Origin of the sequence: Corallincola luteus (genome assembly GCF_004336975.1) — a bacterium.
In the GTDB taxonomy this organism is placed as follows: Bacteria; Pseudomonadota; Gammaproteobacteria; order Enterobacterales; family Neiellaceae; genus Corallincola; species Corallincola holothuriorum.
The window spans coordinates 1,402,237-1,427,243 of record NZ_SJXE01000001.1; the positions used below are offsets into that span (position 1 = coordinate 1,402,237).

27 protein-coding genes are annotated in these 25,007 nt (G+C 47.8%); 9 read left to right on the forward strand and 18 right to left on the reverse strand.

Annotated features, from left to right (window positions below; translation table 11 throughout):
- Positions 1–20 precede the first annotated feature (20 nt).
- A complete protein-coding gene (gene rnd / locus EZV61_RS06255; protein WP_131414653.1) occupies positions 21–1,184 on the forward strand; it encodes a ribonuclease D in 1,164 nt (387 codons plus the stop codon).
- A 66-nt stretch (positions 1,185–1,250) separates the two neighbouring features.
- Here rnd and minE read toward each other — a convergent pair whose 3' ends face one another.
- The 3 genes from minE to minC are packed head-to-tail and all read right to left on the reverse strand — an operon-like array spanning position 1,251 to position 3,068.
- A complete protein-coding gene (gene minE, locus EZV61_RS06260; RefSeq protein WP_114337871.1) occupies positions 1,251–1,517 on the reverse strand; it encodes a cell division topological specificity factor MinE in 267 nt (88 codons plus the stop codon).
- A gap of 6 nt (positions 1,518–1,523) precedes the next feature.
- Complete coding sequence (gene minD / locus EZV61_RS06265) at positions 1,524–2,333, reverse strand: septum site-determining protein MinD (RefSeq protein WP_130565935.1); 810 nt, start codon at positions 2,331–2,333, stop codon at positions 1,524–1,526.
- Between the two features lie 27 nt (positions 2,334–2,360).
- A complete protein-coding gene (minC, locus tag EZV61_RS06270; protein WP_130565934.1) occupies positions 2,361–3,068 on the reverse strand; it encodes a septum site-determining protein MinC in 708 nt (235 codons plus the stop codon).
- A gap of 161 nt (positions 3,069–3,229) precedes the next feature.
- Here minC and EZV61_RS06275 point away from each other — a divergent pair, with 161 nt between their 5' ends.
- The 4 genes from EZV61_RS06275 to EZV61_RS06290 are packed head-to-tail and all read left to right on the forward strand — an operon-like array spanning position 3,230 to position 5,900.
- The gene (locus EZV61_RS06275) at positions 3,230–3,508 is read left to right on the forward strand and encodes a YcgL domain-containing protein (protein WP_131414730.1); all 279 of its coding nucleotides are present in this window, start codon (positions 3,230–3,232) and stop codon (positions 3,506–3,508) included.
- Positions 3,505–4,503 carry a lytic murein transglycosylase gene (locus EZV61_RS06280; RefSeq protein WP_114337874.1) on the forward strand — a complete coding sequence of 333 codons (999 nt, stop codon included), beginning with the start codon at positions 3,505–3,507 and terminating at the stop codon, positions 4,501–4,503. The genes EZV61_RS06275 and EZV61_RS06280 overlap by 4 nt, the downstream gene beginning before the upstream one ends.
- A gap of 28 nt (positions 4,504–4,531) precedes the next feature.
- Positions 4,532–5,428, forward strand: a complete 897-nt coding sequence (locus EZV61_RS06285; RefSeq protein WP_131414654.1) for a transporter substrate-binding domain-containing protein — start codon at positions 4,532–4,534, stop codon at positions 5,426–5,428.
- The gene (locus EZV61_RS06290) at positions 5,418–5,900 is read left to right on the forward strand and encodes a YcgN family cysteine cluster protein (RefSeq protein ID WP_131414655.1); all 483 of its coding nucleotides are present in this window, start codon (positions 5,418–5,420) and stop codon (positions 5,898–5,900) included. Before EZV61_RS06285 ends, EZV61_RS06290 begins: the two co-directional genes overlap by 11 nt.
- Before the next feature lie 49 nt (positions 5,901–5,949).
- On the opposite strand, the gene dsbB is transcribed toward EZV61_RS06290, so the two are convergent.
- Positions 5,950–6,471, reverse strand: coding sequence for a disulfide bond formation protein DsbB (dsbB, locus tag EZV61_RS06295; RefSeq protein ID WP_114337877.1), 522 nt, complete (start codon positions 6,469–6,471; stop codon positions 5,950–5,952).
- A gap of 163 nt (positions 6,472–6,634) precedes the next feature.
- Positions 6,635–8,224: a sodium/proton antiporter NhaB gene (gene nhaB / locus EZV61_RS06300; protein WP_114337878.1), complete on the reverse strand. Its 1,590-nt coding sequence runs from the start codon at positions 8,222–8,224 to the stop codon at positions 6,635–6,637.
- Positions 8,225–8,508: 284 nt separating this feature from the next.
- On the opposite strand from nhaB, the gene fadR reads away from it, so the two are divergent.
- A complete protein-coding gene (gene fadR / locus EZV61_RS06305) occupies positions 8,509–9,228 on the forward strand; it encodes a fatty acid metabolism transcriptional regulator FadR (protein WP_114337879.1) in 720 nt (239 codons plus the stop codon).
- Between the two features lie 51 nt (positions 9,229–9,279).
- On the opposite strand, the gene EZV61_RS06310 is transcribed toward fadR, so the two are convergent.
- The 4 genes from EZV61_RS06310 to sodB all read right to left on the reverse strand — a co-directional run bounded on the left by EZV61_RS06310 (position 9,280) and on the right by sodB (position 14,828).
- Entirely contained in the window at positions 9,280–10,824 is a 1,545-nt protein-coding gene (locus tag EZV61_RS06310) for a SpoVR family protein (protein ID WP_114337880.1), read from the reverse strand.
- A gap of 9 nt (positions 10,825–10,833) precedes the next feature.
- Positions 10,834–12,099, reverse strand: a complete 1,266-nt coding sequence (locus tag EZV61_RS06315; RefSeq protein WP_131414656.1) for a YeaH/YhbH family protein — start codon at positions 12,097–12,099, stop codon at positions 10,834–10,836.
- Between the two features lie 18 nt (positions 12,100–12,117).
- Positions 12,118–14,052 (reverse strand): PrkA family serine protein kinase, encoded by a 1,935-nt coding sequence (locus tag EZV61_RS06320; protein WP_114337882.1) that lies wholly within the window; start codon positions 14,050–14,052, stop codon positions 12,118–12,120.
- Positions 14,053–14,246: 194 nt separating this feature from the next.
- A complete protein-coding gene (gene sodB, locus EZV61_RS06325; protein ID WP_114337883.1) occupies positions 14,247–14,828 on the reverse strand; it encodes a superoxide dismutase [Fe] in 582 nt (193 codons plus the stop codon).
- A 210-nt stretch (positions 14,829–15,038) separates the two neighbouring features.
- Between sodB and EZV61_RS06330 the strand changes: the two genes are divergently transcribed.
- Positions 15,039–15,383: a Grx4 family monothiol glutaredoxin gene (locus tag EZV61_RS06330; protein ID WP_114337884.1), complete on the forward strand. Its 345-nt coding sequence runs from the start codon at positions 15,039–15,041 to the stop codon at positions 15,381–15,383.
- A gap of 295 nt (positions 15,384–15,678) precedes the next feature.
- Here EZV61_RS06330 and EZV61_RS06335 read toward each other — a convergent pair whose 3' ends face one another.
- Together EZV61_RS06335 and EZV61_RS06340 are read right to left on the reverse strand one after the other, a co-directional pair.
- Positions 15,679–16,101, reverse strand: a complete 423-nt coding sequence (locus EZV61_RS06335; RefSeq protein ID WP_131414657.1) for a 3-phosphoshikimate 1-carboxyvinyltransferase — start codon at positions 16,099–16,101, stop codon at positions 15,679–15,681.
- A complete protein-coding gene (locus tag EZV61_RS06340; protein WP_131414658.1) occupies positions 16,101–17,420 on the reverse strand; it encodes a Na+/H+ antiporter family protein in 1,320 nt (439 codons plus the stop codon). The genes EZV61_RS06335 and EZV61_RS06340 overlap by 1 nt, the downstream gene beginning before the upstream one ends.
- A 247-nt stretch (positions 17,421–17,667) precedes the next feature.
- On the opposite strand from EZV61_RS06340, the gene EZV61_RS06345 reads away from it, so the two are divergent.
- Positions 17,668–18,273 carry a peroxiredoxin gene (locus EZV61_RS06345; protein WP_114337887.1) on the forward strand — a complete coding sequence of 202 codons (606 nt, stop codon included), beginning with the start codon at positions 17,668–17,670 and terminating at the stop codon, positions 18,271–18,273.
- Between the two features lie 71 nt (positions 18,274–18,344).
- Here EZV61_RS06345 and rnt read toward each other — a convergent pair whose 3' ends face one another.
- Positions 18,345–19,004, reverse strand: coding sequence for a ribonuclease T (rnt, locus tag EZV61_RS06350; protein ID WP_131414659.1), 660 nt, complete (start codon positions 19,002–19,004; stop codon positions 18,345–18,347).
- A gap of 152 nt (positions 19,005–19,156) precedes the next feature.
- Between rnt and EZV61_RS06355 the strand changes: the two genes are divergently transcribed.
- Positions 19,157–20,023, forward strand: a complete 867-nt coding sequence (locus EZV61_RS06355) for a flagellar protein MotY (protein WP_114337889.1) — start codon at positions 19,157–19,159, stop codon at positions 20,021–20,023.
- Between the two features lie 83 nt (positions 20,024–20,106).
- Here the strand turns inward: EZV61_RS06355 and EZV61_RS06360 are convergent, their stop codons facing one another.
- The 6 genes from EZV61_RS06360 to rsxD form a co-directional block, all read right to left on the reverse strand.
- Positions 20,107–21,162, reverse strand: a complete 1,056-nt coding sequence (locus EZV61_RS06360) for a S1C family serine protease (protein WP_114337890.1) — start codon at positions 21,160–21,162, stop codon at positions 20,107–20,109.
- Positions 21,162–21,569 carry a lactoylglutathione lyase gene (gene gloA / locus EZV61_RS06365; protein WP_114337891.1) on the reverse strand — a complete coding sequence of 136 codons (408 nt, stop codon included), beginning with the start codon at positions 21,567–21,569 and terminating at the stop codon, positions 21,162–21,164. The genes EZV61_RS06360 and gloA overlap by 1 nt, the downstream gene beginning before the upstream one ends.
- A gap of 401 nt (positions 21,570–21,970) precedes the next feature.
- Positions 21,971–22,606 carry an endonuclease III gene (nth, locus tag EZV61_RS06370; protein ID WP_114337892.1) on the reverse strand — a complete coding sequence of 212 codons (636 nt, stop codon included), beginning with the start codon at positions 22,604–22,606 and terminating at the stop codon, positions 21,971–21,973.
- Positions 22,603–23,310, reverse strand: coding sequence for an electron transport complex subunit E (locus EZV61_RS06375; RefSeq protein ID WP_130565928.1), 708 nt, complete (start codon positions 23,308–23,310; stop codon positions 22,603–22,605). The genes nth and EZV61_RS06375 overlap by 4 nt, the downstream gene beginning before the upstream one ends.
- Positions 23,307–23,945 carry an electron transport complex subunit RsxG gene (gene rsxG / locus EZV61_RS06380; protein WP_131414660.1) on the reverse strand — a complete coding sequence of 213 codons (639 nt, stop codon included), beginning with the start codon at positions 23,943–23,945 and terminating at the stop codon, positions 23,307–23,309. The genes EZV61_RS06375 and rsxG overlap by 4 nt, the downstream gene beginning before the upstream one ends.
- The gene (gene rsxD / locus EZV61_RS06385; RefSeq protein ID WP_131414661.1) at positions 23,942–25,006 is read right to left on the reverse strand and encodes an electron transport complex subunit RsxD; all 1,065 of its coding nucleotides are present in this window, start codon (positions 25,004–25,006) and stop codon (positions 23,942–23,944) included. Before rsxD ends, rsxG begins: the two co-directional genes overlap by 4 nt.
- Between the last annotated feature and the right edge of the window lies 1 nt (position 25,007).

Consider the following 25,007-nt stretch of genomic DNA (forward strand, 5'->3'; position numbering starts at 1 on the left):
TATCTAATTAAGACCTTCCTTTGAATAACAATTTTGCTGCGACGGAATATGTCGAAACCGATGCCAGGCTGATAGAACTCTGTCGTAACTGGCAGAGATGCGACATGCTGGCGATTGATACCGAATTTGTTCGGGAGCGTACCCTATATCCGCGACTGGGGCTGATCCAAGTGTGTGATGGTGTGGGGGTGTACTTGGTCGATCCTTTACCGATTCGTGACCTCTCACCGTTTGCTGCATTGCTTGCAGACCAGAGCATAGTGAAAGTTCTGCATGCCTGTGGTGAAGATCTTGAAGTCTTTCGGTGCCACCTTGATGTCGTTCCTGCACCATTGTTTGATACTCAGATCGCGGCAACATTTACAGGCCTAGCCATTAACCCTGGCTACGGTAAGCTAGTTGAACTGCTGCTGGGGAAAGTGCTGGCCAAAGAGCACGCGCGGACTAACTGGCTGCTGCGTCCATTGACCGATGCCCAGCAGGAATATGCTGCGCTGGATGTTGATTACCTCTACAAAATATACCCTTTGCTAGTTGATAAACTGTCGGAGCAGGGGTGGCAAGAAGCGTGCACAGAAGAGTGTGCTCGATTTGTCAGTGAGCGGTTAAAGGTGACTCCAGCAGCACTGCAATATCGTGATATCAAGAATAGCTGGCTATTGAATTCGGAAGAGCTGGCGATCCTGCAAGAGTTGGCTAATTGGCGAAATAGTGAAGCTGCGCGCAGGGATCTGCCACTTGGTTTCGTTTGTAAAGACGAAATGTTGATCTTGTTGGCTCAGCGTCAACCGCAATCGATGCATGACTTACGACAGCTCAGTGGTTTACCGCCGGCATTGGTGAAGCGGTATGCCGCAAAATTGCTTGAATTAGTTGAGCACGGTAAGTCTTGGCCCCAAACAAGCCGACCGGCGAAGCTTAAACGTCTAGTGGACTACGCTGGTTATAAGCCGGCGTTGAAGCAATTGAAAGATGTGGCGTTAGCTGCTGCAGAAAAGAGCCAGCTGCCGGTCGAATTAGTCGCGTCAAAACGCCTTCTAAATGATTTTCTTAGCTATATATGGAAATGGGATGCTGAAGAGCGTGCGGCAAGAGGTGAGCCAGCAATCACTATAGGTTGGCGTCAGCCTCTATTTGCAGCCGTGTGTCAGGCGCTAATTGACAAAGTCTCAACCAGCGAATGATTTGTTATCAGTAAAAATAAAAAAACCACCACTATATCGTGGTGGTTTTTTATTACTCATATTTGTTTATGACTGACGCTTATCGTCCGGCAGCATCACATTGAGTTCCAATACCGATAGATCTGAGCCTTTTTGATCTAAGGAAACACTCACCTGATCGGGAGTGATTTCAACGTAACGTTTTATCACTTCAAGAATATCCCGCTCTAACTGAGGTAGGTAAGAGGGGCTATTTCGACGGCTGCGCTCATGGGCAACAATGATCTGTAGGCGCTCTTTAGCTAAAGAGGCCGTGTTCTTCTTGGTAGAACGAAAGTAGTCCAACAAAGACATGTCCGGTTATCCTCCGAATATACGTTTGAAAATTCCCTTTTTCTGCTCAGTAAGGAAGCGGTAGTCCACTTCATTGCCAAGCAATCTATCGACGGCGTCTTGATATGCCAGTCCTGCGTCACTCTCTTCATCAAGGATCACAGGCGCGCCTGAGTTTGATGCTTTTAGGACGGCTTGTGACTCAGGGATAACGCCTAACAGTGGCACTGCCAGAATGTCCTGAACGTCTTCTACGCTGAGCATATCGCCGCGCTCAACACGGGCGGGCGAGTAACGAGTTAGCAGCAAGTGCTCTTTAACCGGTTCATCACCAGACTCAGCACGGCGAGATTTGCTTGCTAAAATCCCCAGGATGCGGTCTGAATCACGTACAGATGAGACTTCAGGATTGGTAACGACAACAGCTTCATCGGCGAAGTAGAGTGCCATTTGTGCGCCCATCTCAATACCTGCAGGGGAGTCACAGATGATGTAATCAAAGGTCTCTGCTAGTTCTTCAAGTACTTTACCAACACCTTCTTTGGTGAGGGCGTCTTTATCCCGAGTCTGGGATGCAGGCAGGATATAGAGGTTATCTACGCGTTTGTCTTTTATCAGTGACTGATTCAGATTCGATTCGTTATTGATCACATTAACGAAGTCATAGACGACGCGGCGTTCACAACCCATGATCAGATCTAAGTTTCGTAAACCTACATCGAAGTCGATAACGACAGTCTTATTGCCTTTTAGCGCCAAACCGGTTGCGATGGCCGCGCTGGTGGTGGTTTTACCCACACCACCTTTACCCGAAGTGACAACGATTATCCGTGCCATAATTTATGTTCCTGTCTGAATTCGTTATTAATTCAATGTGTCGATAGTCAATTTTTCATCTTGCAGATAGATAGCCGTGGCTTGCTGCCAGTGGCTTTCCTGCAAAGCATCGCTAAGCCAGTAATGCCCACAGATCGAAACCAGTTCGGCCTGCAAGTTCTGGCAAAATATTCTTGCGTCGAGATCGCCTTTCGCACCTGCGATGGCACGCCCTCGTAGGGTGCCATAGACATGAATGTTGCCGTCGGCAATGACTTCCGCGCCGTTACTCACTTGTCCCATGACGATTAAATCGCAGTCTTTGGCATAAATCTGTTGCCCAGACCGCACCGGCTGTCTTACCACCATGGTCTCTTGGCGACCAGGCTCTGCTACCTTTTCAGTGGTTGGTGCTGCAGCTGCCGGTTTGGTTTCCTGCTTTGTTTGGCTTTTGGGGCGGGTTAATGAAGCGAACCCTGCCGCTTTGGCCGCCAGCTTTTGGCTGTCATCGGCGTTGGTGACACCCACTGGCACCAGTCGAAGTTGCTCTAGGCATGATTTTAATGCCTCGAAGTCAATGCTCTGTTCAGCAAGCATTTCAAGATCAACAACGATAGGGGCTCGATCGAAAAAGTGAGGGACTTGAGCAATTTTTTGTTCAAGTTGCGCCGCGATGGCATCGATTTCGGTACTGCTAAGTTTCAGAACTGAAAGGGTAAATGCACTGCCTTTCAATTCGAGCGCGGTTTGCGACATAAGAAGACGATACCTGTCTTAGTAATATTTTGCTCGGTCTTAAATGACCCTGTACGGTCTGACGCCGCTAATCTACTGGGTTTTGTGTCCCAAGTTGGTGTGGTCATGGTATAGTCTGCGCCCCTTTTATGGCAAGTAAGATTCAGCGAGATTTTTCAACTATGTGGTGTGCGATCTACAAGAGCAGCAAAAAAACAGGCAGTTACCTCTATATTGAACGTAAAGATGATTTCGAAAGAGTACCTGAAGCGCTCTTGGCACAGTTTTTAGCCCCTGAATTGGTGATGGTAATTAATTTGGATAAGCGTGAACATTTGGGGTTTGCTGATATCAAACGTGTGAAAGCTGAATTGGTAGAGAAGGGTTTTTACCTTCAATTGCCACCTCCTGTGGATAATTTGTTGAAAGCGCACCGACTGGCTAAGGGCATAGAAGAATGATGAGTGTTTCTCGCAGCATTTCGCTGCTGTTTTTTGTTGTGATCTCATTGACCACGTTAAATGTGGCAGCTAACCAGGCTGCTCCTGAGGGGTTTGACGGTTTTATCGAACAGATGAAACAGCAGGCTGCCGATGAAGGGATCAAACCTGAGATCATCGCAGCGGCATTCGCCGATGTGACTTTTATGCGCCGAGCGGTCAAGCAAGATAAAGCACAGCCAGAATTTAAGAAGTCGACGCTCGATACTTATATGGCTAAGCGGGTGCCTGATTGGAAAGTAAAAAAGGCCCGTGAACTCTATAAAAAGCATCGCCGTGTGTTAGACAAAATTGGTTCTGAGTACGGCGTCCAACCCCGCTTTATTGTTGCTTTATGGGGTTCAGAATCAAATTTTGGTAGTTATCAGGGAAATTTCCCCGTTGTTTCAGCGCTCAGCACCATGGCGTTTGAAGGGCGTAGGGCAGAGTTCTTCCGAAAAGAGTTAATGAATGCGCTGATCATCCTCGATCAGGGGCATATCAGCATTGATAAGTTCAAAGGCTCATGGGCCGGAGCCATGGGGCAAACCCAGTTCATGCCGAGCTCTTTCCTTAGTTTCGCTGTGGATTACAATGGCGATGGCAAGAAAGATATTTGGGGCAGTGAGGAAGATGCATTTGCTTCTATCGCCAATTATTTGAGCCAAAGTGGTTGGGATGATTCGTTAACTTGGGGGCGTCAGGTCAAGGTGCCACAAACGATAGATACCGCAGTGGCGGGTATCAAAACCAAATATACGTTGGCGGAGTGGCAAGCTAAAGGTGTGAGACGCTATGACGGCAGCGACTTGCCGGTTAATCCGATTCAGGCGTCTTTGATCATTCCTGATGATACTGATGGTCGTGTTTTTTTAGCGTATTCCAATTTTGATGTACTGATGCGCTGGAATCGCTCCTATTACTTTGCTTGTACCGTTGGCTATTTGTCTGATCGTATTCGTTATCCATCACTCTAAATAAGCCATCATTAGATACACTTATTATATGTTAAAACGCCTTGTTACTCGCTGGGTTGCCGCTGTCAGCGTCGTCTATCTTTCTATGGTTTGTGGAGTCGTATCCGCAGCTGAGCCGGTGAATGTTTGGGTCGATTTCGCTGTCAGTGATTTTGATGATACCGATGAAACACGCTGGCATTCGACAGAGTATGCGCTGTTGCGGATTTTGCTGCCGGAGTGGCGCAAGCAAACAGAGGTCGAGTTACTGCAAAGTAATACGGGCCGAGCAATAGCGCAGATTAGAGAGCAAAGGGCAGGCTGCGTTAGTAACCTTCTGTTAACCCCTAAACGTGCTGAAGAGCTCTATTTTAGTGAGCCGTTTTCGCTCTATTTTGGTCTGAAACTGTATTACTTGAGCAATAATGAAAAGGTTAAAGCTGAACTTGCTCATATTTCATCGCGCAGGGCTGTCAGCTTGGCTGATATATTAGGCGCAGACTCCGCTGGAAGACTTGGCGTCGTGTCTGGCCGAGCTTATGGTGCAGAGATTGATGCGATCATTAAGCAGCCGGAGATGCGCTATAAACTCTATGTGCGAGGCGCTAATGATATGGCTGAAGGCTTGCTGGATATGTTGTCTCAAGGGCGGGTTGATTATGTGCTGGAGTATCCGGAAGTGGTCGATCACTACGTCGCGGAGCATGAGTTGGTGCTATCCAGTGTGAGTTTGAAAGAGAGCAATGAGATGACGACCGGGCACCTGGCCTGTGCTAAAACGGCGCAAGGGCAGAGAGCCATTGAGCAATTCAATCAGGTATTAGCTGATCTGGTCGTGCAACCTGCTTACTTAGATGCCCACCTTGCTGGATTACCTGAAAGTTTGCAGAAGGTGTTTAGACAGCGTTTTAAGCAGACATTCCTGGAGTCATCAAATGGCCGTTAAGACACTATTTTGGCGTCACAAGACTCTAGCGCAGATGACAGAGCAAGAGTGGGAATCTCTTTGTGATGGTTGCGGAAAGTGTTGTTTGCATAAGGTGATTGACGATGACACGGATGAGCTCTATTTCACCGAGATAGCTTGCCGCCTTTTGGACAGTCACAGCTGTGCTTGCTCTAACTATGCCGATCGCTTCTCGCAAGTAGATGACTGTGTGAAAGTCACTTTGAATGATATTGAGTCTTTTCATTGGCTGCCTCCGACCTGTGCTTATCGTCGCTTGGCGGAAGGTCAAGATCTGCCTAAATGGCATCCATTGATTACCGGTACCTCTGAAACGATGCATCAATTAGGTCACTCGGTGCGAGGTAAAACGGTACTAGAAGAAGACGCCGGACCAACGCTAGCTGAGCATATTGTTTGGTGGCCGTTGGATGAAGAGGGTAACGGTAGCACCGTTGTGGAGGAAGATTAATAAGGGTGGCTAAGCAGATAGCCACCCAGATTGACGCACGTGATTTATATTACGCTTTCTTTAGCTTACTTATTCCCCAACAGGCGATCACAGCGAACAAAAGTCCAAGGTAGACAATAAAGCTGACCACAAGCCATTGTGGCATCGACCAGCCTAAGAATGACCAAGCTATTTCTCCGCAATCACCTGTCGCTTCAAAGAAGATTGGTAGCAATTTATGCAGTTGCAGCCACTCTGGAAAGTTCGGTTCAAAATCACAAGTATGAAAGGGGGACGGATAGAGCTGCAGTTGTACATGCTCCCATGCCAGTATTAATCCCCACCCGGCAGAGACTAACCAACCACAAAACCCGAGCAACCTAAGCCATAAGAGTTGTGGTGAGATAGCCGTGATAAGCCCAGTCAGCATGATCCCAAGCATAGCCACGCGTTCGTAAATACACATGATACACGGAGCTAAGTCCATGCCATATTGAAAGAACAGCGCACAGAGCTCAAGTGCTAATGCTGAGCCTCCTAGCAACAACCACGGCCAGCGTTGCGTTGGCCAATTGCCGATTTGTGTGATCACGTTGATTCCTTGATAACAGAGGTGAATGGAGCAAAGCGTCGATTTTACTCCGGTTACAGGCTTCGCCAAGTCATTGACATCAATATTTACAAAGAACTGGAGAAAACGCACAAAAAAGCCCAGCGGCGTTGCTGGGCTTTTAGCTTCTAGTATATGGCGTCAGCTAGTGAGCGGGTGCCGCAGCCGCAGCTGCTGGTTCTACGATATGATGGATCCAGCCTGTGTCATAAAGCAGTTGGGTGGCAGGCTCCAGTATAAAGAGCGTGGCTGCTAGGCTGACTGACAGCATGACGATGGTATAGGGGAGAGCCATCCATACCATACGACCATATGACAGGCGCAGTAAAGGTGCTAAAGCCGATGTTAATAAAAACAGGAATGCCGCCTGGCCATTTGGTGTTGCAACGCTTGGCAGGTTGGTGCCTGTATTGACGGCGACAGCGAGCAGATCGAATTGGTCGCGGCTGATGCTGCCATTATTCAACGCCGCATACATCTCTTCGATATAGACGGTGCCGACGAAGACGTTATCTGACACCATGGAAAGAATGCCGTTCGCCAAGAATACTCGCCATAATTGGCCGTGCCCCTCAAATGAAAGTACCCATTGGGTAACTGGCGCAAACAGGTCTTGCTCAATGATCACGGCAACAATCGCAAAGAATACCGATAGCAGCGCGGTAAATGGCAGCGCTTCTTCAAACGCCTTGCCCAACTGATGCTCTTCAATCACACCTGTGGCTGACGTTGCTAAAACGATCACGCTCAAACCAATCAGGCCAACGTCGGCGAGGTGTAATGCTAAGCCAACGATCAGCCAGAGAGCGATAATCCCTTGCACGATCAAGTTGGCAACGTCGCGCTTGGTGCGACGTTCGGTAGAGTACTTCTCAAAGTCGGACAAGATTGTGCGCACGGCGTCTGGCAATTTTGCGCCGTAGCCAAATACTTTGAATTTTTCTAATAGTAGGCAAGTCGCTAACCCAAACAGCAAGGTTGGAAATGAGATCGGTGCGACGCGGATGGCAAAGTTAACAAAATCCCAGCCCGCTCGGTCGCCGATAATCAGGTTTTGTGGTTCTCCGACCAAGGTACATACGCCTCCTAGTGCGGTACCAACCGCTGCATGCATCATCAAGCTGCGTAAGAAGCTACGGAACTGCTCCAAGTCATCACGGGTCAGATCATGCAGATTCTCATCGGCAGTATGATCATGACTGTGGTGGAACTCTTTGCCTGAAGCCACCTTGTGATAAATGCTATAGAAACCCGTTGCGACGGCGATGACCACGGCGATTACGGTTAACGCATCAAGAAACGCTGATAAAAATGCAGCAGCAAAACAAAATGCCAGAGAGAGCATCGCTTTTGAGCGAATTTTAATGAGTAGTTTGGTGAAGAAAAAGAGCAGTAGCTCCTTCATAAAATAGATGCCAGCGACCATAAAGATCAGTAGCAAGAGCACTTCGATATTGGCTGAAATTTCGTGCATTACCATGTGCGGAGATGTCATGCCAAGGGCGACGGCTTCTAGCGCCAGCAATCCCCCCGGTTGCAGTGGGTAACATTTGAGAGCCATTGCCAGAGTAAAAATAAACTCGATAATGAGTAACCAGCCAGCAGTAAATGGGCTGATGTAAAAGACAATTGGATTGATAAGCAGAAACAGTAGAATGGTTATTTTAAACCAATCAGGGGCTTGACCCAGAAAGTTCCTTAAAAAGGCCTCTCCTAAAGTCTTGGTTTGTGGCATGGAGTGCTCCCAGGTACGCTAGATTTTTGTTGGCAAAAATGCCTTTATAAAATTTTCGGCTATTGTACCTATTTCTAACCGTTTTCCTACGCGGATATGCACCAAAACTGACACATTTCAGTGATTATTTATGTCGGTTAACGTGAATGTTTAGCAGCGAGTTTAGTCAAAGTGTGAGTAACTTTTCACTTTTATAGTGCTTATCTTGCTTGTTGCTGGAAAATAGCATCTGGTATGATGAGTTTCTTATACTGTTAACAGTTTTGCCCGCGACAGGACGCTAAATGATAATTAAAGCCCAGAGCCCAGCCGGATTTGCCGAAGAGTATATCGTCGATTCAATCTGGAACAATCGTTTCCCCCCCGGCTCGATACTGCCAGCGGAAAGAGAACTTTCTGAATTAATCGGCGTAACGAGAACGACGCTGCGTGAAGTATTGCAACGGCTGGCACGCGATGGTTGGTTAACTATTCAGCATGGCAAGCCGACTCGAGTGAATAACTTTTGGGAAACGTCGGGTCTGAATATCCTCGAAACCATTGCTCGATTGAATCAAGACGGGATCCCTGAGCTGGTTGATCATCTGTTATCAGCAAGAACTAACATCAGTAGTATCTATATTCGAGCTGCGCTGAAGAACAATTCGGATAAAGTGGTCGAAATAATCAAGGATGCGGGGAATATTCCCGATGATCCAGCCGCCTGCGCGGAGTTTGATTATCAGGTAAACCATGCGTTGGCGTTCGCCTCCAACAACCCTATCTATGTGTTGACCTTGAATGGTTTTAAAGGGCTTTATTCGCGGATCGGCGCTTACTACTTCTCATTGCCTGAATCACGCGAATTGCTAGCTAAGTTTTATGCTGAGATCCAAGGGTTAGCTGAGCAGGGCAAATATGATGAAGCGATCAGTTTAGTTCGTCGTTTTGGTTATGAAAGCGCGAAACTATGGCAGCGGCTGCGGGACGATGTTCCTAGTGATATCGTTGATATTGCGCGCTAATCACACTGAATAGCGGTCAAAAAGGGGCTAGTGATAGCCCTTTTTTGTTGGCTAAATGGCGTTGGCCGGATCGCTTTCTTCGCTAACCTGCTCCGGGCAGCGGCCAATGAGCTCAACGCTCTCATCAGCCTTTTCCATCTCTAGCTTTATCTCAAACCCCCACAGTCGGTGCAGATGCTTCAGTACTTCAGGGTAGCTTTTGTCTAAAGGGATTTGCTGGTGCGGCGTGTATCTCAACGTGAGTGAGCGGTCGCCTCTCAAATCAACGTCATAGACTTGAATGTTAGGCTCGCGTTGGCTGAGGTTATATTGTGCAGCGAGTAGCTCTCTGATCTGTTGGTAGCCGGCATCATTGTGTATCCAGCCAATCTCTAAGAAATTGTGCTTTTCGATATCAAGAAGCGAGAACAGCTTAAATTCCCTAATGAGACGAGGTGATAAAAACTGGGCAATGAAACTTTCATCTTTAAAGTTTTCCATGGCAAAGTGCACTGTTTTCAGCCAATCACTACCGGCAATGTCAGGAAACCAGCGACGGTCTTCTTCGTCTGGTGTTTCGCAGATACGGCGAAGGTCGCGGAACATGGCAAAGCCCAATGCATATGGGTTAATGCCTGAGTAATAGGGGCTGTTGTAGGAGGGTTGCGCGACGACGTTGGTGTGGGAGTGTAAAAACTCGAACATAAATTTATCGGTTAGCTTGCCTTCGTCGTAAAGGTGATTAAGCAGGGTGTAATGCCAGAAACAAGCCCACCCTTCATTCATTACTTGGGTCTGTTTTTGTGGGTAAAAGTACTGCGATATTTTACGTACGATCCGGATCACTTCCCGCTGCCAGGATTCAAGTAACGGCGCATTCTTTTCGATAAAGTAGAGTAAATTTTCCTGCGGCTCAGATGGGAAGCGTTCCGGCTGCTCAATGACGTCGATAGCCTGCTTGGGCAGCGTTCGCCAAAGGTCGTTAACCTGTGATTGCAGATACTCTTCGCGCGCCTTTTGCCGTTTCTTCTCTTCTGCTAGAGAGGTTTCTGCCGGCCGTTTGTAACGGTCAACGCCCTGATTCATTAAGGCATGGCAAGAGTCGATAATCGCTTCCACTTCGCTGGTGCCGTAGCGTTGCTCACAGTCGGCGATATAGTTTTTGGCGAAGACCAGATAGTCGATAATCGAGGAAGCATCAGTCCAGGTTTTGAACAGATAGTTATTTTTGAAAAAGCTGTTGTGGCCATAGCAGGCATGGGCCATCACTAGCGCCTGCATGGTCATGGTGTTCTCTTCCATTAGATAGGAAATACAGGGATTAGAATTGATCACAATCTCGTAAGCCAACCCCATTTGGCCGCGTTTATATGTTTGTTCGGTCTGAATAAAGCGTTTGCCAAATGACCAGTGTGTGTAGCCGATTGGCATACCGACACTGGCATAAGCATCCATCATCTGTTCAGCAGTGATTACTTCGATCTGATTAGGGTAGGTATTTAATCCGTAGTGCTTTGCTACCCGATCAATTTCATCTTCATATTGTTGTAATAGTTTAAACGTCCAATCAGGCCCATCACTGAGCGGCTTAGAGTGTTTTTTTCTTGGTGCCGCCATTGTCGCCTCCTATGCCGCTTGACGGCGAAATAGCTCTCTGAAAACAGGGTAAATATCTTCGACCGTTTTGATACGTTGCATGGCGAAAGAGTCATAGGTCGCCACCAGTTTTTCATATTCGTGCCAAAGGGTTTGATGAGGTCGATGGGTGATCTCGATATAGGTGTAATAACGAAGTAAGGGTAAAAGGTTGTTACTCAAGATATCAGAGCATTGAGGGCTGTCGTCCGCCCAGTTGTCACCATCAGAGGCTTGCGCCGCATAGATGTTCCATTGATCAGGAGGATAACGATCCGCAATGATCTCCTGCATCAATTTGAGGGCACTGGAGACTATGGTGCCGCCGGTTTCCTGGCTATAGAAAAACTCATGTTCATCGACCTCTTTGGCTTGTGTGTGGTGGCGGATATAGACGACGTCGATGTTTTCATAAGTTCGAGTAAGAAATAGGTAGAGCAAAATATAGAAACGCTTGGCCATCTCTTTGGTTGCTTGATCCATGGAACCACTGACGTCCATTAGACAAAACATCACCGCTTTAGACGTAGGCACAGGGCGTTTAACGAAATTATTAAATCGTAAGTCGAAAGTGTCGATGAAAGGCGTTGCAGCGATTTTCTTCTGTAGGCTTTTTATCTGTTGCGTTACTTCTTTAAGTGCAGCTTTATCGACTGGCTCGCTGCCCTCTATGCGTTCAAGCTCTGCTTGTAGTGCCCGTAGTTCTCTCTTCTTGCCTGCATTCATCGCAATACGCCGGGCTAATGATTGGCGTAGTGAGCGAACTACATTGATATTGGTTGGTACACCGTCTGAGGTATAACCGGCGCGGTAGGTTTTGTATTCGGTTAACTTATCTAAAGTGTTCTTCTTTAAATTTGGCAGCTCCAAATCTTCAAATAGTAGGTCTAAGTATTCATCTTTGGAGATGCTGAAGACAAATTCGTCTTCACCTTCTCCACTATCGCTTGCTTCACCTTCACCGCTGCCGCCACTGCCCCCTTGAGGGCGCTCTATTCGATCTCTCGGAACAAAGCGATCATTGCCCGGTAGGACTCTTTCTCTATTTCCCCCAGGGCCTTGGCCAAAAATGGGTTCGGATATATCTCGGGTCGGGATACTGACTTTTTCTCCCTTCTCGATATCTGTAACGCCACGTTTAGAGATAGCATCAGACATCGCTTTTTTGATCTGCTGTTTATAGCGTCGTAAAAAGCGCTGTCTGTTGACTGTACTCTTCTTCTTGCTGTTAAGCCGCCGGTCAATAAAATGCGCCATCGGTACCTCCGGGTAGCATTAAGACGACTTGCGTACCCTTAGGTACCATTCCGAAAGAAGATGGACCTGTTTCTGTGTATAGCCTTTCTCCATCATACGGGCGACAAAATCTTGGTGCTTTTTCTGGTCTTCCGCAGACGTTTTGGCATTAAACGAGATAACGGGTAACAGATCTTCAGTATTTGAGAACATTTTTTTCTCAATTACGGTGCGGAGCTTTTCGTAGCTAGTCCATGCCGGGTTTTTGCCGTTGTTATTGGCTTTTGCTCTCAGCACGAAGTTAACTATCTCGTTACGAAAGTCTTTCGGGTTGCTTATCCCAGCCGGTTTTTCTATTTTTTCCAGCTCGGCGTTTAGCGCTGCGCGGTCAAATAGTTGTCCGGTTTCCGGATCTCGATAATCCTGATCTTGGATCCAAAAATCTGCGTAGGTGACGTAGCGGTCAAATATGTTTTGGCCGTACTCGGAGTAGCTTTCCAGATAAGCGGTTTGGATCTCTTTGCCGATAAATTCGACATATTTTGGGATCAGGTAGCCCTTCAGGTGTTCAAGGTAAAGATCTGCCGACTCTTGAGGGAACTGTTCTCGCTCTATCTGCTGCTCTAAGACATAAAAAAGATGCACGGGATTAGCGGCAACCTCTCCGTGATCAAAATTAAATACCCGTGAGAGGATCTTGAAAGCAAACCGAGTCGACAGCCCGTTCATCCCTTCATCTACGCCAGCAAAATCGCGGTACTCCTGATAAGACTTCGCTTTAGGATCTGTATCTTTGAGGCTTTCTCCATCGTATACGCGCATCTTTGAATAGATACTGGAGTTGTCAGGATCTTTGAGCCTTGAAAGTACGCTAAACCGCGACAGTATGTCGAGTGTACCTGGGGCACAGGGGGCGCCGCTCAGTTCTGAATGTTCAATCAGTTTGTTATAAATCTTAATCTCTTCGGAGACGCGCAGACAGTAAGGCACCTTGACGATATAAACTCGGTCAAGAAAAGCCTCGTTGTTCTTATTGTTGCGAAAACTTTGCCACTCAGATTCATTCGAGTGAGCGAGAATGATCCCTTTGAAGGGCAGGGCAGAGAGGCCCTCGGTTGGGTTGTAATTGCCCTCTTGTGTTGCTGTGAGCAAGGGATGTAACACCTTGATCGGCGCCTTGAACATCTCGACAAATTCCATCAAGCCTTGGTTGGCACGGCAGAGTGCGCCGGAATAGCTGTAGGCGTCAGGGTCATTTTGTGAATAGTGCTCTAGTTGGCGAATATCTACTTTGCCAACGAGGGAGCTGATGTCTTGATTGTTTTCATCTCCGGGCTCTGTTTTGGCTACGGCGACTTGGTCTAGCACCGAGGGAAAACGCTTAATTACTTTAAATTGGCTGATGTCACCACCAAATTCTCTCAATCGTTTGGCGGCCCACGGTGACATAATGGTACCTAGGTAGCGGGCGGGTATTTTGTACTCTTTTTTAAGGATTGCAGCATCCTCTGCCGGATCAAACAGGCAAAATGGATGGTCGTTAACCGGGCTGCGTTCACCGTTGGCCGACAGTGAATAGATAGGGATTTTCTCCATTAGCTGCTTCAATTTTTCTGCCAATGAAGATTTACCACCACCTACGGGGCCCAATAGGTATAGGATCTGCTTCTGCTCCTCCAGTCCTTGGGCGGCATGTTTGAGATAGGCAACAATCTGTTCTATCGCGTCTTCCATGCCGAAGAATTCAGCAAAAGCGGGGTAACGGGCGACCACACGGTTAGAAAACAGGCGAGACTCGACGGCGTGTTGTGATGTGTCGATCATCTCGGGGGTGCCGATGGCCAGCAGCAGCCTTTCAGCGGCTGATGCGTAGGCGCTGCGATCTGATTTACACAGTTCAAGAAACTCTTGTATCGAGTACTCTTCTTCCTGAGCTGCCTCGTAGCGTTGCTGATAATGTTCGAAGATCCCCATCGGAAACTCCTCCATAGTAGGACGCGAGAAGACACGTGCAGTGTCAGGCTGTCACCTTATCTATATATACTAAGAGTAGTCGGTAGCGGATTTACTTGCGGTGAGAAGAAAAAAAGTTAGCTCTTTTTTTGTAAAGCAGATAACAAAACGCCCCGCTAAAGCGAGGCGTTTTGTGACTAAGCTAGAAAATGTGATTAAGCAAAGTTGCTTGTCACGAATTCCCAGTTTACCAGTGCCCAGAATGCTTTCATGTAGTCAGGACGCAGGTTGCGGTAGTCGATGTAGTAAGCATGTTCCCACAGATCTACCGTCAGCAGAGGAGTTACACCCTCTTCAGTCAGCGGAGTTGCTGCATTAGAAGTGTTCACAATGTCCAGGCTGCCATCAGCTTTCTTCACCAACCAAGTCCAGCTTGAACCAAAGTTGTTGATTGCGCTGTCAGTGAATTTTGCTTTGAAATCTTCGAAAGAACCGAACGCAGCAGTGATTGCTTCTGCTAATGCGCCAGTAGGTTCGCCGCCGCCATTTGGGCTCAGGCAGTGCCAGTAAAAAGTATGGTTCCAGATTTGCGCAGCGTTGTTAAAAACGCCGCCAGAAGAGGTTTTAACGACATCTTCTAGGCTCTTGCCTTCAAATTCAGTGCCTTCGACTAAACCGTTTAGTTTAACGACGTAGGTGTTGTGGTGTTTACCGTAATGATACTCAAGAGTCTCAGCTGAGATATGAGGTTCTAAAGCGTCTTTTGCGTACGGCAGGGCAGGAAGTTCAAATGCCATCTGTCCTTTTCTCCATGTCGACGAGCCTTTAATTAGGCTCTTAAGGGGTTGGGAATCTCCCAGCATTCTACTCGGTTATGGCAAAGTTTGAAGTAGCTAACGGAAAATTTATCTGAACGCAAAGAAAGGCCTTAGCAATTGTGGGCTGATATTTGCCTCGGTAAACCGTACAATGGGTCGATTAGCTTTGTTTATTGATAGAGAGTAACAATGGATACTGTAGAGCGTATTAAAAAGCAGATTTCTGAAAATCCGATCCTTCTTTACATGAAAGGTTCTCCGAAACTTCCTAGCTGTGGATTTTCATCGCAAGCTTCTCAGGTATTAATGAATTGTGGTGAGAAGTTCGCCTATGTTGATATTCTGCAAAACCCTGAGATCCGCGCGGAACTGCCTAAGTACGCCAACTGGCCAACGTTCCCCCAGCTATGGGTTGACGGTGAGCTTATTGGTGGCTGTGATATCGTCATTGAGATGTTTCAAAAAGGTGAGTTACAGCCGCTGATTAAAGAAACCGCGGATAAGTATCGCGAAGACGCGCCAGCTGCAGAGTAAATGCGCTTTTACTTGGAAAAAAAAACCGGCATGTTGCCGGTTTTTTTATACGGGTCTGTTGACCTTTCGTGTATGAATTTTGTTCGAATGAAACACGGTTTGAGCAAGAAGTGAGCTAAATAGCTTAGCTATCTAAGAAAGTAATGAATGACGCAGTTCAGAACGTGTTTCAACGAACCTCTCGGGCAGCATTTGCTGGCGACTTATTGAGGGCTACTCAACTTCACCGCCTCTGCCTCGTCTAAATTGCTGCAAAAATACACAACAAAGGTCAACAGACTTTCGTGATTATTGGTTAACTTTTAAACCAATCCCATAAGCCAAGAGAGTGATTGGGAAGCAGATCTATCCCCAGTGCGGATTTTAAAAGGTAGAGCACCATAAATCCGAGTAATACCCCCCCCATCAGCAACACGGATAGCAGTCCGGCACTGAGCAGATTGTGAATATGCTGCTGCCCCGGACTAAGCTGCCTGCGGTTACGGCCAAACAGCATGACGTAGTAATAACGATGTTTCCAGCCGCGAAATGAACCGCGGATATCAACGGTGTGTTCACCCCAGCCTCGTGAGCCGACAGCCACTTTTAAGTGGATCAACTGCTCTTCAGTAAAACTGTCTTGTACTTTCTGCGGCACTCGCTCAAAAAGTCGCTGGATCACGGGATCATTATGCAACGACCCTTGAAAAGCTTGTTTAGTCGTGCGTTGTTCGCTCATTAAAGCACCATGGCAGCTAACCAGCCGAAGCCAAGCAGTGGCAGGTTGTAGTGAATGAAAGTTGGAACGACGGTGTCCCAGATATGGTCATGTTGACCATCAACATTTAGGCCCGATGTGGGACCCAGGGTTGAGTCTGAAGCGGGAGAGCCTGCATCTCCGAGGGCGGCGGCAGTACCCACCAAAGCGATGGTTGCCGGTACTGAGAAGCCAAGTGAGATAGCTAGCGGAACATACAGTGTGGCTATGACAGGTATGGTTGAGAACGAGCTGCCAATACCCATGGTGATCAATAGGCCAATCACTAACATGGTGATGGCAGCTAAGGCCTTACTTTCACCCATCCAGCCGGAGACCACGGATACTAAGCTCTCAACATCGCCAGTGCCTTTCAAGACTGCGGCGTAGCCAGCGGCGCTGATCATAATGAAGCCTATCATCCCCATCATTTTCACTCCTTGGGTGAATAGCGCTTGAGTGTCGGTGAGTCTAATGCTTCGACCGATCCAAAGAATGATTAGCCCGGTGAGAGAGCCAATGACTATGGATTCAGTTAAGAGTTGTAATACCAAAGCGCCAGCGATTGCTGCTAACGGAACCCACACCTGGCGTGGTTGCTTGTCATGCTGCTCAGGTTCTACTGCTTTTATTGCCGCTTCATCATAGTGGCGCTTTTTCCGATAACTGAACATCGCTAGGCCAAGGCCGATAAACATGCCGCAGGCTGGGAGCAACATGGCTGGCGCAACGGCTGAAGCGTCAATCGAAAGGCCGTTAGTATTAAGGTTAGTCAGTAGGATCTCGTTAAGAAAGATACCGCCAAAGCCTACCGGCAGTAGCATGTATGGGGTGGTTAGACCGAAGGTGATAACGCACGCGACTAAGCGGCGGTCGAGCTTCAATTCGCTCATCAGGTGCAACAGGGGAGGAACAAGAATAGGAATAAAGGCGATATGCACAGGAATGATGTTCTGTGATGATACGGAAACCGCGAGTAGAGCAAACAAGAGTAGGTGTTTGGCCCATAGTTTCTGTTTTTCATGCTCACCACCACCGAGCTTGTTTATCACATGGTCAGCAAGGTAATCAGTAATGCCGCTATTGGAAAGTGCCGCTGCAAATGCCCCCAGCATGGCATAACTGAGTGCAATGCTAGCGCCATTGCCTAAGCCGCCATTAAAGGCTGATAGGGTGTCAGACAATGATAAGCCGCCAATAAGTCCGCCTGCGAGGGCACTGACGATCAAGGCAATAACCACATTGACGCGAAACAGACTTAAGGTGAGGACAAGAAGCACTGACAGAACAACAGCATTCATTTTCTATTCCAGTAATTTACTCGATTGGCTATTCTCCTAAACAGCGCCATGGGATGCCAGTGGAATTTATTTTTCTTTTGGCTATGTTATGTTTCCAGCATGACCAGTTTTTAGGCAAACAGCAGTAATATCCGACTGAAATGCTTGGTTACTTTTCAGTGGAACCGTATAATCGAAAAACTGATCTGAACTGATTACAAAACCGTAGGTCGGATGACCTGACATCATATAAAAATGGAGAAGCGACATGAGTGTACTCGTAGGCCGCCCAGCCCCTGATTTTACCGCACCAGCAGTATTGGCAAATGGCGATATTGTTGACGCATTCAATTTGAAAGAGACGATTGCTGGTAAGCCAGCGGTTATTTTCTTTTATCCATTAGATTTTACCTTCGTTTGTCCTTCTGAGTTGTTGGCATTCGACCACCGTATGGCTGATTTCGAAAAGCGCGGTGTTGTAGTTATCGGTGTTTCTATCGATTCTCACTTCACTCATAACGCATGGCGTAACACACCAGTAGATCAGGGCGGTATTGGCCCGGTTAAATATCCACTGGTTGCTGATATCACTCATTCAATCTGTCAGGCATATGACGTTGAGCACCCTGAAGCAGGTGTTGCTTTCCGTGGTTCATTCCTGATCGATAAGAATGGCGATGTTCGTCATCAGGTAGTTAACGATCTGCCGTTGGGCCGTAATGTTGATGAGATGCTGCGTATGATCGATGCACTGCAGTTCCATGAAGATCACGGTGAAGTTTGCCCTGCAGGTTGGACTGAAGGTGATAAAGGCATGGATGCAAGCCCTGAAGGTGTTGCAGCGTACCTGTCTGAGAACGCAGATAAACTGTAAATCACTCCGGTGACAAAAAAGGCTGCCTTATGGCAGCCTTTTTTATTTAAGTTGTTACGCCTTAACGTCAATTACTCAGCGTCGCCCGTTTCTTCATCGACATCTACCACTGGCCACCCGCCCAGAGACAGCCAACGATTAATGATCGAGCAGAATAGTTCAGCTGTTCGTATCGTGTCATATTCGGCACTGTGTGCTTTGCTACTGTCAAAATCGATTTGCGCCGCTTTGCAGGCTTTTTGCAGCACGGTTTGACCATAAGCAATACCAGCCGCGGTTGCGGTATCAAAAGTGGCAAACGGGTGGAATGGGTTACGTTTGATATTACAACGTGCCACGGCCGCATTGAGAAAGGCGTTATCAAACGCTGCGTTGTGGGCAACCACGATTGAGCGGTGACATTCCGCCGCTTTTTGGCTTTTCCTAACTAGTTTGAAAATCTCTTTTAGCGCTTCACATTCCGCGACTGCATTGCGTTCAGGATCATTCGGATCGATGCCGGTAAAAGCTAAAGAGCTGGGATCCAGATTGGCCCCAATAAATGGAGAAACATTAAAGTGGATCTTCTGGTCGGGTGTTAGAAAGCCGTCATCATCCATCTTTAGAGTGACGGCGGCTATCTCAAGCAAAGCGTCGGTTGCGGGGTTGAAGCCCCCAGTTTCGATATCTATAACGACGGGGAAGTAACCACGAAAACGTTGATGTAGCGAACGCTTAACTGTGTCTGACATACAGGCTGATAACCACTTTAGCTGAGAATGGAAAGCGCAACAGTATCGCAAACCCTGACGTTAACATCCAATCCAGATCTTGCTAAAGAAAGCGGCGTTGATGCCGATAACAGGTTAATATGATGTTGTATACCAAGTTAATTGGGTGAGTTATGCGTTTAAACCTTAGCCTTATTGCGATAGCGCTAATAGTGAGTCAGCAGGCCAATGCTGGCGTGAGAACGTACGCCGCGGGCTTAGAAAATAGCCAATGGGCATTGGCGAGTGATTCGCGGCTTGAATGCCGTCTAGAGCACAAGGTGCCCCATTACGGTGAAGTGAGTTTTAGTAGTAAGGCGAATAAGCTCATCAATTTGAACTTCGATTTGGATATGCGCTTGCAACCGGCCAAGAAAACCCCTGTGGCTTTGCGTTCGGTACCGCCAAGTTGGAAACCTGGATTACCTACTGCGCGCATAGGCAAAACAACCCTTTATCGCCAGTTTGAAGGTCGTGTGGATCAACAAAGTGCTTGGGTTATGTTGCATGAGTTGGAGAAGGGGATGCAGCCCACGCTCTATTACAGCGATTGGAACCAACGCAACGATGAGGTTGCGGTTGGTCTCTCCGCTGTCAATTTCCGTCAGCAATACTATGACTTCCTTAGCTGTGTTGATAATTTGCTGCCATACAGCTTCGATGATATCTCCTATACGGTACTGAATTATCAGTCCAATAGTGACAAATTGAATAAAGAGTCGCAGCGTAAGCTGGAGATGATTGGTGAATACCTGAAGCTTGCACCAACGATCGAGTTAGTGCTGGTTGATGCTTACAGCGATAGTTATGGTGGACGCTGGCACAATGAGCAGCTTTCTATTAAGCGGGCGCAATCGATCAAAGACTACCTTAAAGAGCAGGGGCTTGATGATAAGCGGATCCGTACAGAAGGGCATGGTGAGAAACGTCATATTGCAACCAACGAAACAACGATTGGTAGAAATACTAACCGACGGGTTGTGATCCGTATGAGTCGTTAAGACCGTTCATTTCCGCTCTACTTCCGTAGATAAGCAAAAGCCCCGACATTTCGGGGCTTTTTCGTGTTGTATCGGGCGGGCTATTACTGCTTGGTTTCCATTAGTGTGATGACTTTGCCATCACGCAGAATAGTTAGCACTAAGGGATCTTTTTTCTCCATGGCTTGCATCGTTTCACGCACGTTAAACAGTGACTCTTCGTCACGGATCTCAATGCCATTCACAGCCAGTAATACATCGCCCCCCAGCAACAGGGTTCTGCCCATCACTTTGACTGGTAAGCGTCCTGGTCGCAGGCCGATCAGATCCGTTGGTGAGAAGGGCACGACCTGTTGCACTAAAGCGCCATAGCCCTGTGGAATATTCAGTACCCGCGCCAGTTCCGGAGTTAGCGGTAAAGCAGTTAAACCAGCATAGGGCAGGGTACCTTCGTCAATAATTGCCTGAACCGTTTGTGTAGCAACAGCAAAGCCTAAGCCTTCGAAGCCACCACTTTGACTCAAAATGCGGCTGACAATACCGATCACCTCACCTTGCATATTAAACATCGGGCCACCTGAGTTGCCTTTGTTTATCGCCGCGTCGGTCTGCAGGAATACCGGGGTGATATTACGAGATACCTTTTCTGGGCCTTCTCTTCTGCCGCTAACATAGCCGACAGAGAGGCTGTGACTGACACCGTAAGGGGCACCGATCACCATGATCCGCTCACCGATCCTGAGGGTTTTTGAATCGCCTATTTTTACCGGTTTAATCCCCTCCGGTACTTTGTCGAGCTTGAGCATCGCGAGATCCGCTTTATGCTCGATCCAAAGAATTTTGGCGAAACTTATATCACCATTCGTGAAAATGACTTTCACCTCTGTGGCTGTATCGACCACGTGGGCTGCTGTCAGCACCTTGCCTGAATCGGAAATCAGCACACCTGAGCCGAGACCGTTACTACTTGTTCTGTTGCCGGTCTTTTCCGTTTGAATCGCCTTCACATGCAGTTCAACCACACTGTCGTTGACCTTGGCGAAAATATTAGCGACATCGTCTTCACCAGCATTGCTGGCACAGGCGGTAAGCAACATCACAATCGCCATGATGAGCAGAGAGGGCAGCGTGGTGTTTTTTCGTTGTAAAGCGAGTTCCATTAGTTGCCCAACCCTTTTCCGGCGAACTTCTTGTTAATCAACTCGATCTTGTAACCATCTGGATCTTCAACAAATGCAATTTCGGTTGTTCCGCCTTTTACCGGACCTGGCTCGCGGGTGATATTTCCGCCAGCGGTACGGATCTTTTCACAGGCTCCATAAATATCATCCACTTCAATGGCGATATGGCCAAATGCTGAGCCTAAGTCATATTGGTCGGTGCCCCAGTTATAAGTTAGCTCTAAGACTGCACCGCTACGTTCATCACCGTAACCAACAAAGGCGAGGGTGTATTTGTACTCTTCATTGTCAGATTGTCTAATTAAATCCATCTCCAGTACGCCAGTATAGAAATCGATAGAGCGTTGAAGATCACCGACACGAAGCATGGTATGAAGAATGCGCATCTGAAACTCCTGATATCAGCCGTTTCCAAGACAATACAGTTTGGTAATGAAAACGAATTGTTAACTTTAGGTAGCTAAGGATACTCGATATTGTGTTATCTCCCTACCTGAGTCTCGTGTTTATTTCTTGGCTTAAAGTGTGCTGGAAATGCGGGGTGATGACACGGTTCCTAATTATGTGAAGTGAGATTTATCTATACCATTCATTTGGTTGAGGGAAGGTGGTCAGCTGACGAGTGGACTGGCGCTGGGTTATCGGTAATTTCGGGCGTGTAGAGTCATGTGCGTATGAGTTTAACTATCGGGTAGGCTGTAACATTTTGGCGGTGAATTACAAAATGTTAACGACTAATCTTCTCCAGAGGCAGTTGCTAGCAGGTGATTAGCCGTTAGCTCGGCACTTAGATCTCTGTTTTCTCCTTGTATTCACAGAGGTCTTCTATGATACAGCTGCCGCAGCGTGGTTTACGGGCGATACAGGTGTAACGGCCGTGGAGGATCAGCCAATGGTGAACATCAACCTTAAACTCTTTTGGTACGACCTTCAGCAGCTTATTTTCTACTTCCACAACATTTTTACCTTTGGCAAAACCGGTGCGGTTGCTGACTCGGAAAATGTGAGTGTCTACGGCAATGGTGGGCCAACCAAATGCTGTGTTGAGGACAACGTTGGCAGTTTTTCGACCAACCCCCGGCAAGGCTTCCAGTGCATCGCGGTCTTCAGGTACCTCGCCATTATGCAGTGATAACAGCATCTGGCAGGCTTTAAAGACATTTTCCGCTTTAGAATTATATAAGCCGATGGTTTTGATATAGGCCTTCAGACCATCAACGCCAAGATCCACAATAGCTTGTGGTGTATTGGCCACAGGAAACAGCTTGTCGGTGGCTTTATTGACACTGACATCTGTGGCTTGTGCTGATAGCGTGACGGCCACCAGTAACTCAAACGGTGTGGAGAAATTTAATTCTGTTGTCGGCTCCGGGTTATCGTCGCGGAGGCGCACTAAAATTTGTTGGCGTTTATCTTTATTCATGACTGTGTTTGATTCGCTGTGACTCTGGCGCGCTCAGCTTTCATCACTGGCGTGTTCTGTTTTAGGCGTTTTTCGACATGGGCGTCGATAAGGTTCTTCAACGCGATCAATAAGCCCATACCGAGAAATGCGCCAGGTGCCAGGATCGCGAGTAGAAAATGGCTATCGACTTGGAACACTTCAATACGCAACGCATGAGCCCAACTACCGAGCAACATCTCCATGCCGTCAAATAGGGTACCTTGACCAAGGAGCTCCCTTAGACCACCGAGGACGACTAGTACCAAGGTGAAACCCACTCCCATCATCAAACCATCCAGTGCTGCCATCGGTACACTGTTTTTTGAGGCGTAAGCCTCGGCTCGGCCAATGATCACGCAGTTGGTAACAATGAGTGGGATAAAGATACCAAGTGATTGGTAAAGTCCGTATGTGTAGGCATTCATTAGCAGTTGAATGCAGGTGACATAGGCGGCAATAATCATCACAAAAACTGGGATCCGTATTTCGCTCGGTACCCAGTTCCTGACGACGGCAACAGAGATATTGGAGCCAACTAACACCAGCAACGTGGCTAGACCTAAGCCCAATCCATTAGTAACAGAGGCGGTTACGGCGAGTAACGGACATAAACCAAGTAACTGCACTAAACCTGGGTTGTTCTTCCACAATCCTTGCCAGATAACCTCTTTGACTTCACTCATGATGGCTCTCCGCAGCGGGTTGCTTGGGTAAACAGGCGTTCACGATTGAGCTGATAGTAGAGCAGTGTATTTCTCACTGCTTTGACTACAGCTCTTGGCGTGATGGTAGCGCCTGTAAACTGGTCGAACTCGCCACCATCCTTCTTCACCTTCCATGCTGGATCCGTTTCATCAACCAGTTTTTGTCGGTCAAAACTCATTACCCATTTACTTTTTCGCAACTCGATTTTATCGCCAAGCCCCGGTGTCTCTTTATGGCTAAGCACCCTGACGCCGGCAACTGTACCGTCACTAAGAATACCCACAATGATATCGATAGCGCCGTTGTAGCCATCTGGCGCAGTCGTTTCGATAGCAATGCCGACGGGTTCTTCATTGAAGCGGGCAATAAATGCTCGTTGTGCTGTTTTTCGGCCGAGAAATTGGTGGTTAGTGACTTCGATGCACTCTTTATACAGGTCGTTATTGTAGCTGCCTGCAGGAAACAGGTGTTCCAGCGTGGTTATTAGTTGTTGTTGTTCCTGACGTTCGATTTGAGGCGCCGTAAAATGATTGGTTGCGGCGACAAGCGCAGTGGTGACCAGCGCAAACAATGCCAGGATCAGTCCGTTCTTACCGATCGGTAGGAGGTTCATTGCTTGTTCTCCATGCCGTGGCCGTATGTACGTGGCTGGGTATAGTAGTCAATCAAAGGCACGCACATATTCGCTAATAATACGGCAAACGCGAAGCCATCTGGGTAGCCACCGTGTGTTCTGATCAGATACACCAATACGCCAATTAGGCCGCCATATATCAGTCGACCTTTGACTGTTGTGCTGGCCGATACAGGGTCGGTTGCTATAAAAAATGCACCGAGCATGGCTGCGCCACTGAACAGATGAAAAATGGGGCTGGCAGTGGTGTCTGGGCTGAGCAGAAAGCTGATAAATGCAGCGCTAAATAGGCCTGCAAGAACGCCTACGGGAATATGCCAACGGATAACGCTTTGCTTTAGTAATAGGCACCCGCCAGCTAAGTAGGCTAGGTTAACCCATTCCCAGCCAACACCTGCAAGCATGCCTTGGGGCTGCCGAGCGAAGCTTTCGCTACTGGTAAATCCTTGTGTCAGGTCGGTTTTAAAACTGTCGAGGGGGGTTGCCGCGGTAAAACCGTCGATGCCCGCTAAGATCTGAGCCAGGCTATAACCTTCGCTACTGAAACCGGTAAAAATCAGCATCGCGGCATCAACGAAACCATAACCATGTTCGCCGAAACTGGTGACCGGATGCCAGGTCGTCATCTCTAATGGGAAAGAGATTAACAACATCACATAAGCGGCCATCGCCGGATTGAACAGGTTGTAGCCTAAGCCGCCATAAAGCTGCTTCACCATAATGATGGCAAAGGCCGTACCGATAACAACGATCCACCAAGGCGCCAGTGGTGGAATGCTGATCCCGATCAGCAGCCCCGTGAGCATTGCGCTGTGATCAGTCAATGCCGGTGCGGCTGGTCGATGTCTGAGCTTTAGCACCAAGTATTCACTGACTAACGCTGTGCCTATGGCCAACAGCACCTGCCAGATCACCCCGGCGCCAAAAAACCAATATTGTGCAGCTATTCCCGGGATCGTCGCCAGCATGACCCACCGCATCAATGTTGCTGTACGCATCTGTATGCGTTGATGGGGAGAGGCTGCTATTTTGAATGACATG

What these genes read in the sequence shown, in the direction of transcription:
- rnt (WP_131414659.1), bottom strand. Translation starts at nt 19,004, where the DNA reads ATGTCAGACACAGTTAAGCGTTCGCTACATCAACGTTTTCGTGGTTAC.
- fadR (WP_114337879.1), top strand. Translation starts at nt 8,509, where the DNA reads ATGATAATTAAAGCCCAGAGCCCAGCCGGATTTGCCGAAGAGTATATC.
- rsxD (WP_131414661.1), bottom strand. Translation starts at nt 25,006, where the DNA reads ATGTCATTCAAAATAGCAGCCTCTCCCCATCAACGCATACAGATGCGT.
- rsxG (WP_131414660.1), bottom strand. Translation starts at nt 23,945, where the DNA reads ATGAACCTCCTACCGATCGGTAAGAACGGACTGATCCTGGCATTGTTT.
- EZV61_RS06335 (WP_131414657.1), bottom strand. Translation starts at nt 16,101, where the DNA reads ATGAGCGAACAACGCACGACTAAACAAGCTTTTCAAGGGTCGTTGCAT.
- minE (WP_114337871.1), bottom strand. Translation starts at nt 1,517, where the DNA reads ATGTCTTTGTTGGACTACTTTCGTTCTACCAAGAAGAACACGGCCTCT.
- minD (WP_130565935.1), bottom strand. Translation starts at nt 2,333, where the DNA reads ATGGCACGGATAATCGTTGTCACTTCGGGTAAAGGTGGTGTGGGTAAA.
- sodB (WP_114337883.1), bottom strand. Translation starts at nt 14,828, where the DNA reads ATGGCATTTGAACTTCCTGCCCTGCCGTACGCAAAAGACGCTTTAGAA.
- EZV61_RS06340 (WP_131414658.1), bottom strand. Translation starts at nt 17,420, where the DNA reads ATGAATGCTGTTGTTCTGTCAGTGCTTCTTGTCCTCACCTTAAGTCTG.
- EZV61_RS06285 (WP_131414654.1), top strand. Translation starts at nt 4,532, where the DNA reads ATGTTAAAACGCCTTGTTACTCGCTGGGTTGCCGCTGTCAGCGTCGTC.
- EZV61_RS06310 (WP_114337880.1), bottom strand. Translation starts at nt 10,824, where the DNA reads ATGGCGGCACCAAGAAAAAAACACTCTAAGCCGCTCAGTGATGGGCCT.
- EZV61_RS06330 (WP_114337884.1), top strand. Translation starts at nt 15,039, where the DNA reads ATGGATACTGTAGAGCGTATTAAAAAGCAGATTTCTGAAAATCCGATC.
- EZV61_RS06345 (WP_114337887.1), top strand. Translation starts at nt 17,668, where the DNA reads ATGAGTGTACTCGTAGGCCGCCCAGCCCCTGATTTTACCGCACCAGCA.
- nth (WP_114337892.1), bottom strand. Translation starts at nt 22,606, where the DNA reads ATGAATAAAGATAAACGCCAACAAATTTTAGTGCGCCTCCGCGACGAT.
- EZV61_RS06280 (WP_114337874.1), top strand. Translation starts at nt 3,505, where the DNA reads ATGATGAGTGTTTCTCGCAGCATTTCGCTGCTGTTTTTTGTTGTGATC.
- gloA (WP_114337891.1), bottom strand. Translation starts at nt 21,569, where the DNA reads ATGCGCATTCTTCATACCATGCTTCGTGTCGGTGATCTTCAACGCTCT.
- EZV61_RS06375 (WP_130565928.1), bottom strand. Translation starts at nt 23,310, where the DNA reads ATGAGTGAAGTCAAAGAGGTTATCTGGCAAGGATTGTGGAAGAACAAC.
- minC (WP_130565934.1), bottom strand. Translation starts at nt 3,068, where the DNA reads ATGTCGCAAACCGCGCTCGAATTGAAAGGCAGTGCATTTACCCTTTCA.
- EZV61_RS06315 (WP_131414656.1), bottom strand. Translation starts at nt 12,099, where the DNA reads ATGGCGCATTTTATTGACCGGCGGCTTAACAGCAAGAAGAAGAGTACA.
- EZV61_RS06355 (WP_114337889.1), top strand. Translation starts at nt 19,157, where the DNA reads ATGCGTTTAAACCTTAGCCTTATTGCGATAGCGCTAATAGTGAGTCAG.
- EZV61_RS06320 (WP_114337882.1), bottom strand. Translation starts at nt 14,052, where the DNA reads ATGGGGATCTTCGAACATTATCAGCAACGCTACGAGGCAGCTCAGGAA.
- EZV61_RS06290 (WP_131414655.1), top strand. Translation starts at nt 5,418, where the DNA reads ATGGCCGTTAAGACACTATTTTGGCGTCACAAGACTCTAGCGCAGATG.
- EZV61_RS06275 (WP_131414730.1), top strand. Translation starts at nt 3,230, where the DNA reads ATGTGGTGTGCGATCTACAAGAGCAGCAAAAAAACAGGCAGTTACCTC.
- nhaB (WP_114337878.1), bottom strand. Translation starts at nt 8,224, where the DNA reads ATGCCACAAACCAAGACTTTAGGAGAGGCCTTTTTAAGGAACTTTCTG.
- EZV61_RS06360 (WP_114337890.1), bottom strand. Translation starts at nt 21,162, where the DNA reads ATGGAACTCGCTTTACAACGAAAAAACACCACGCTGCCCTCTCTGCTC.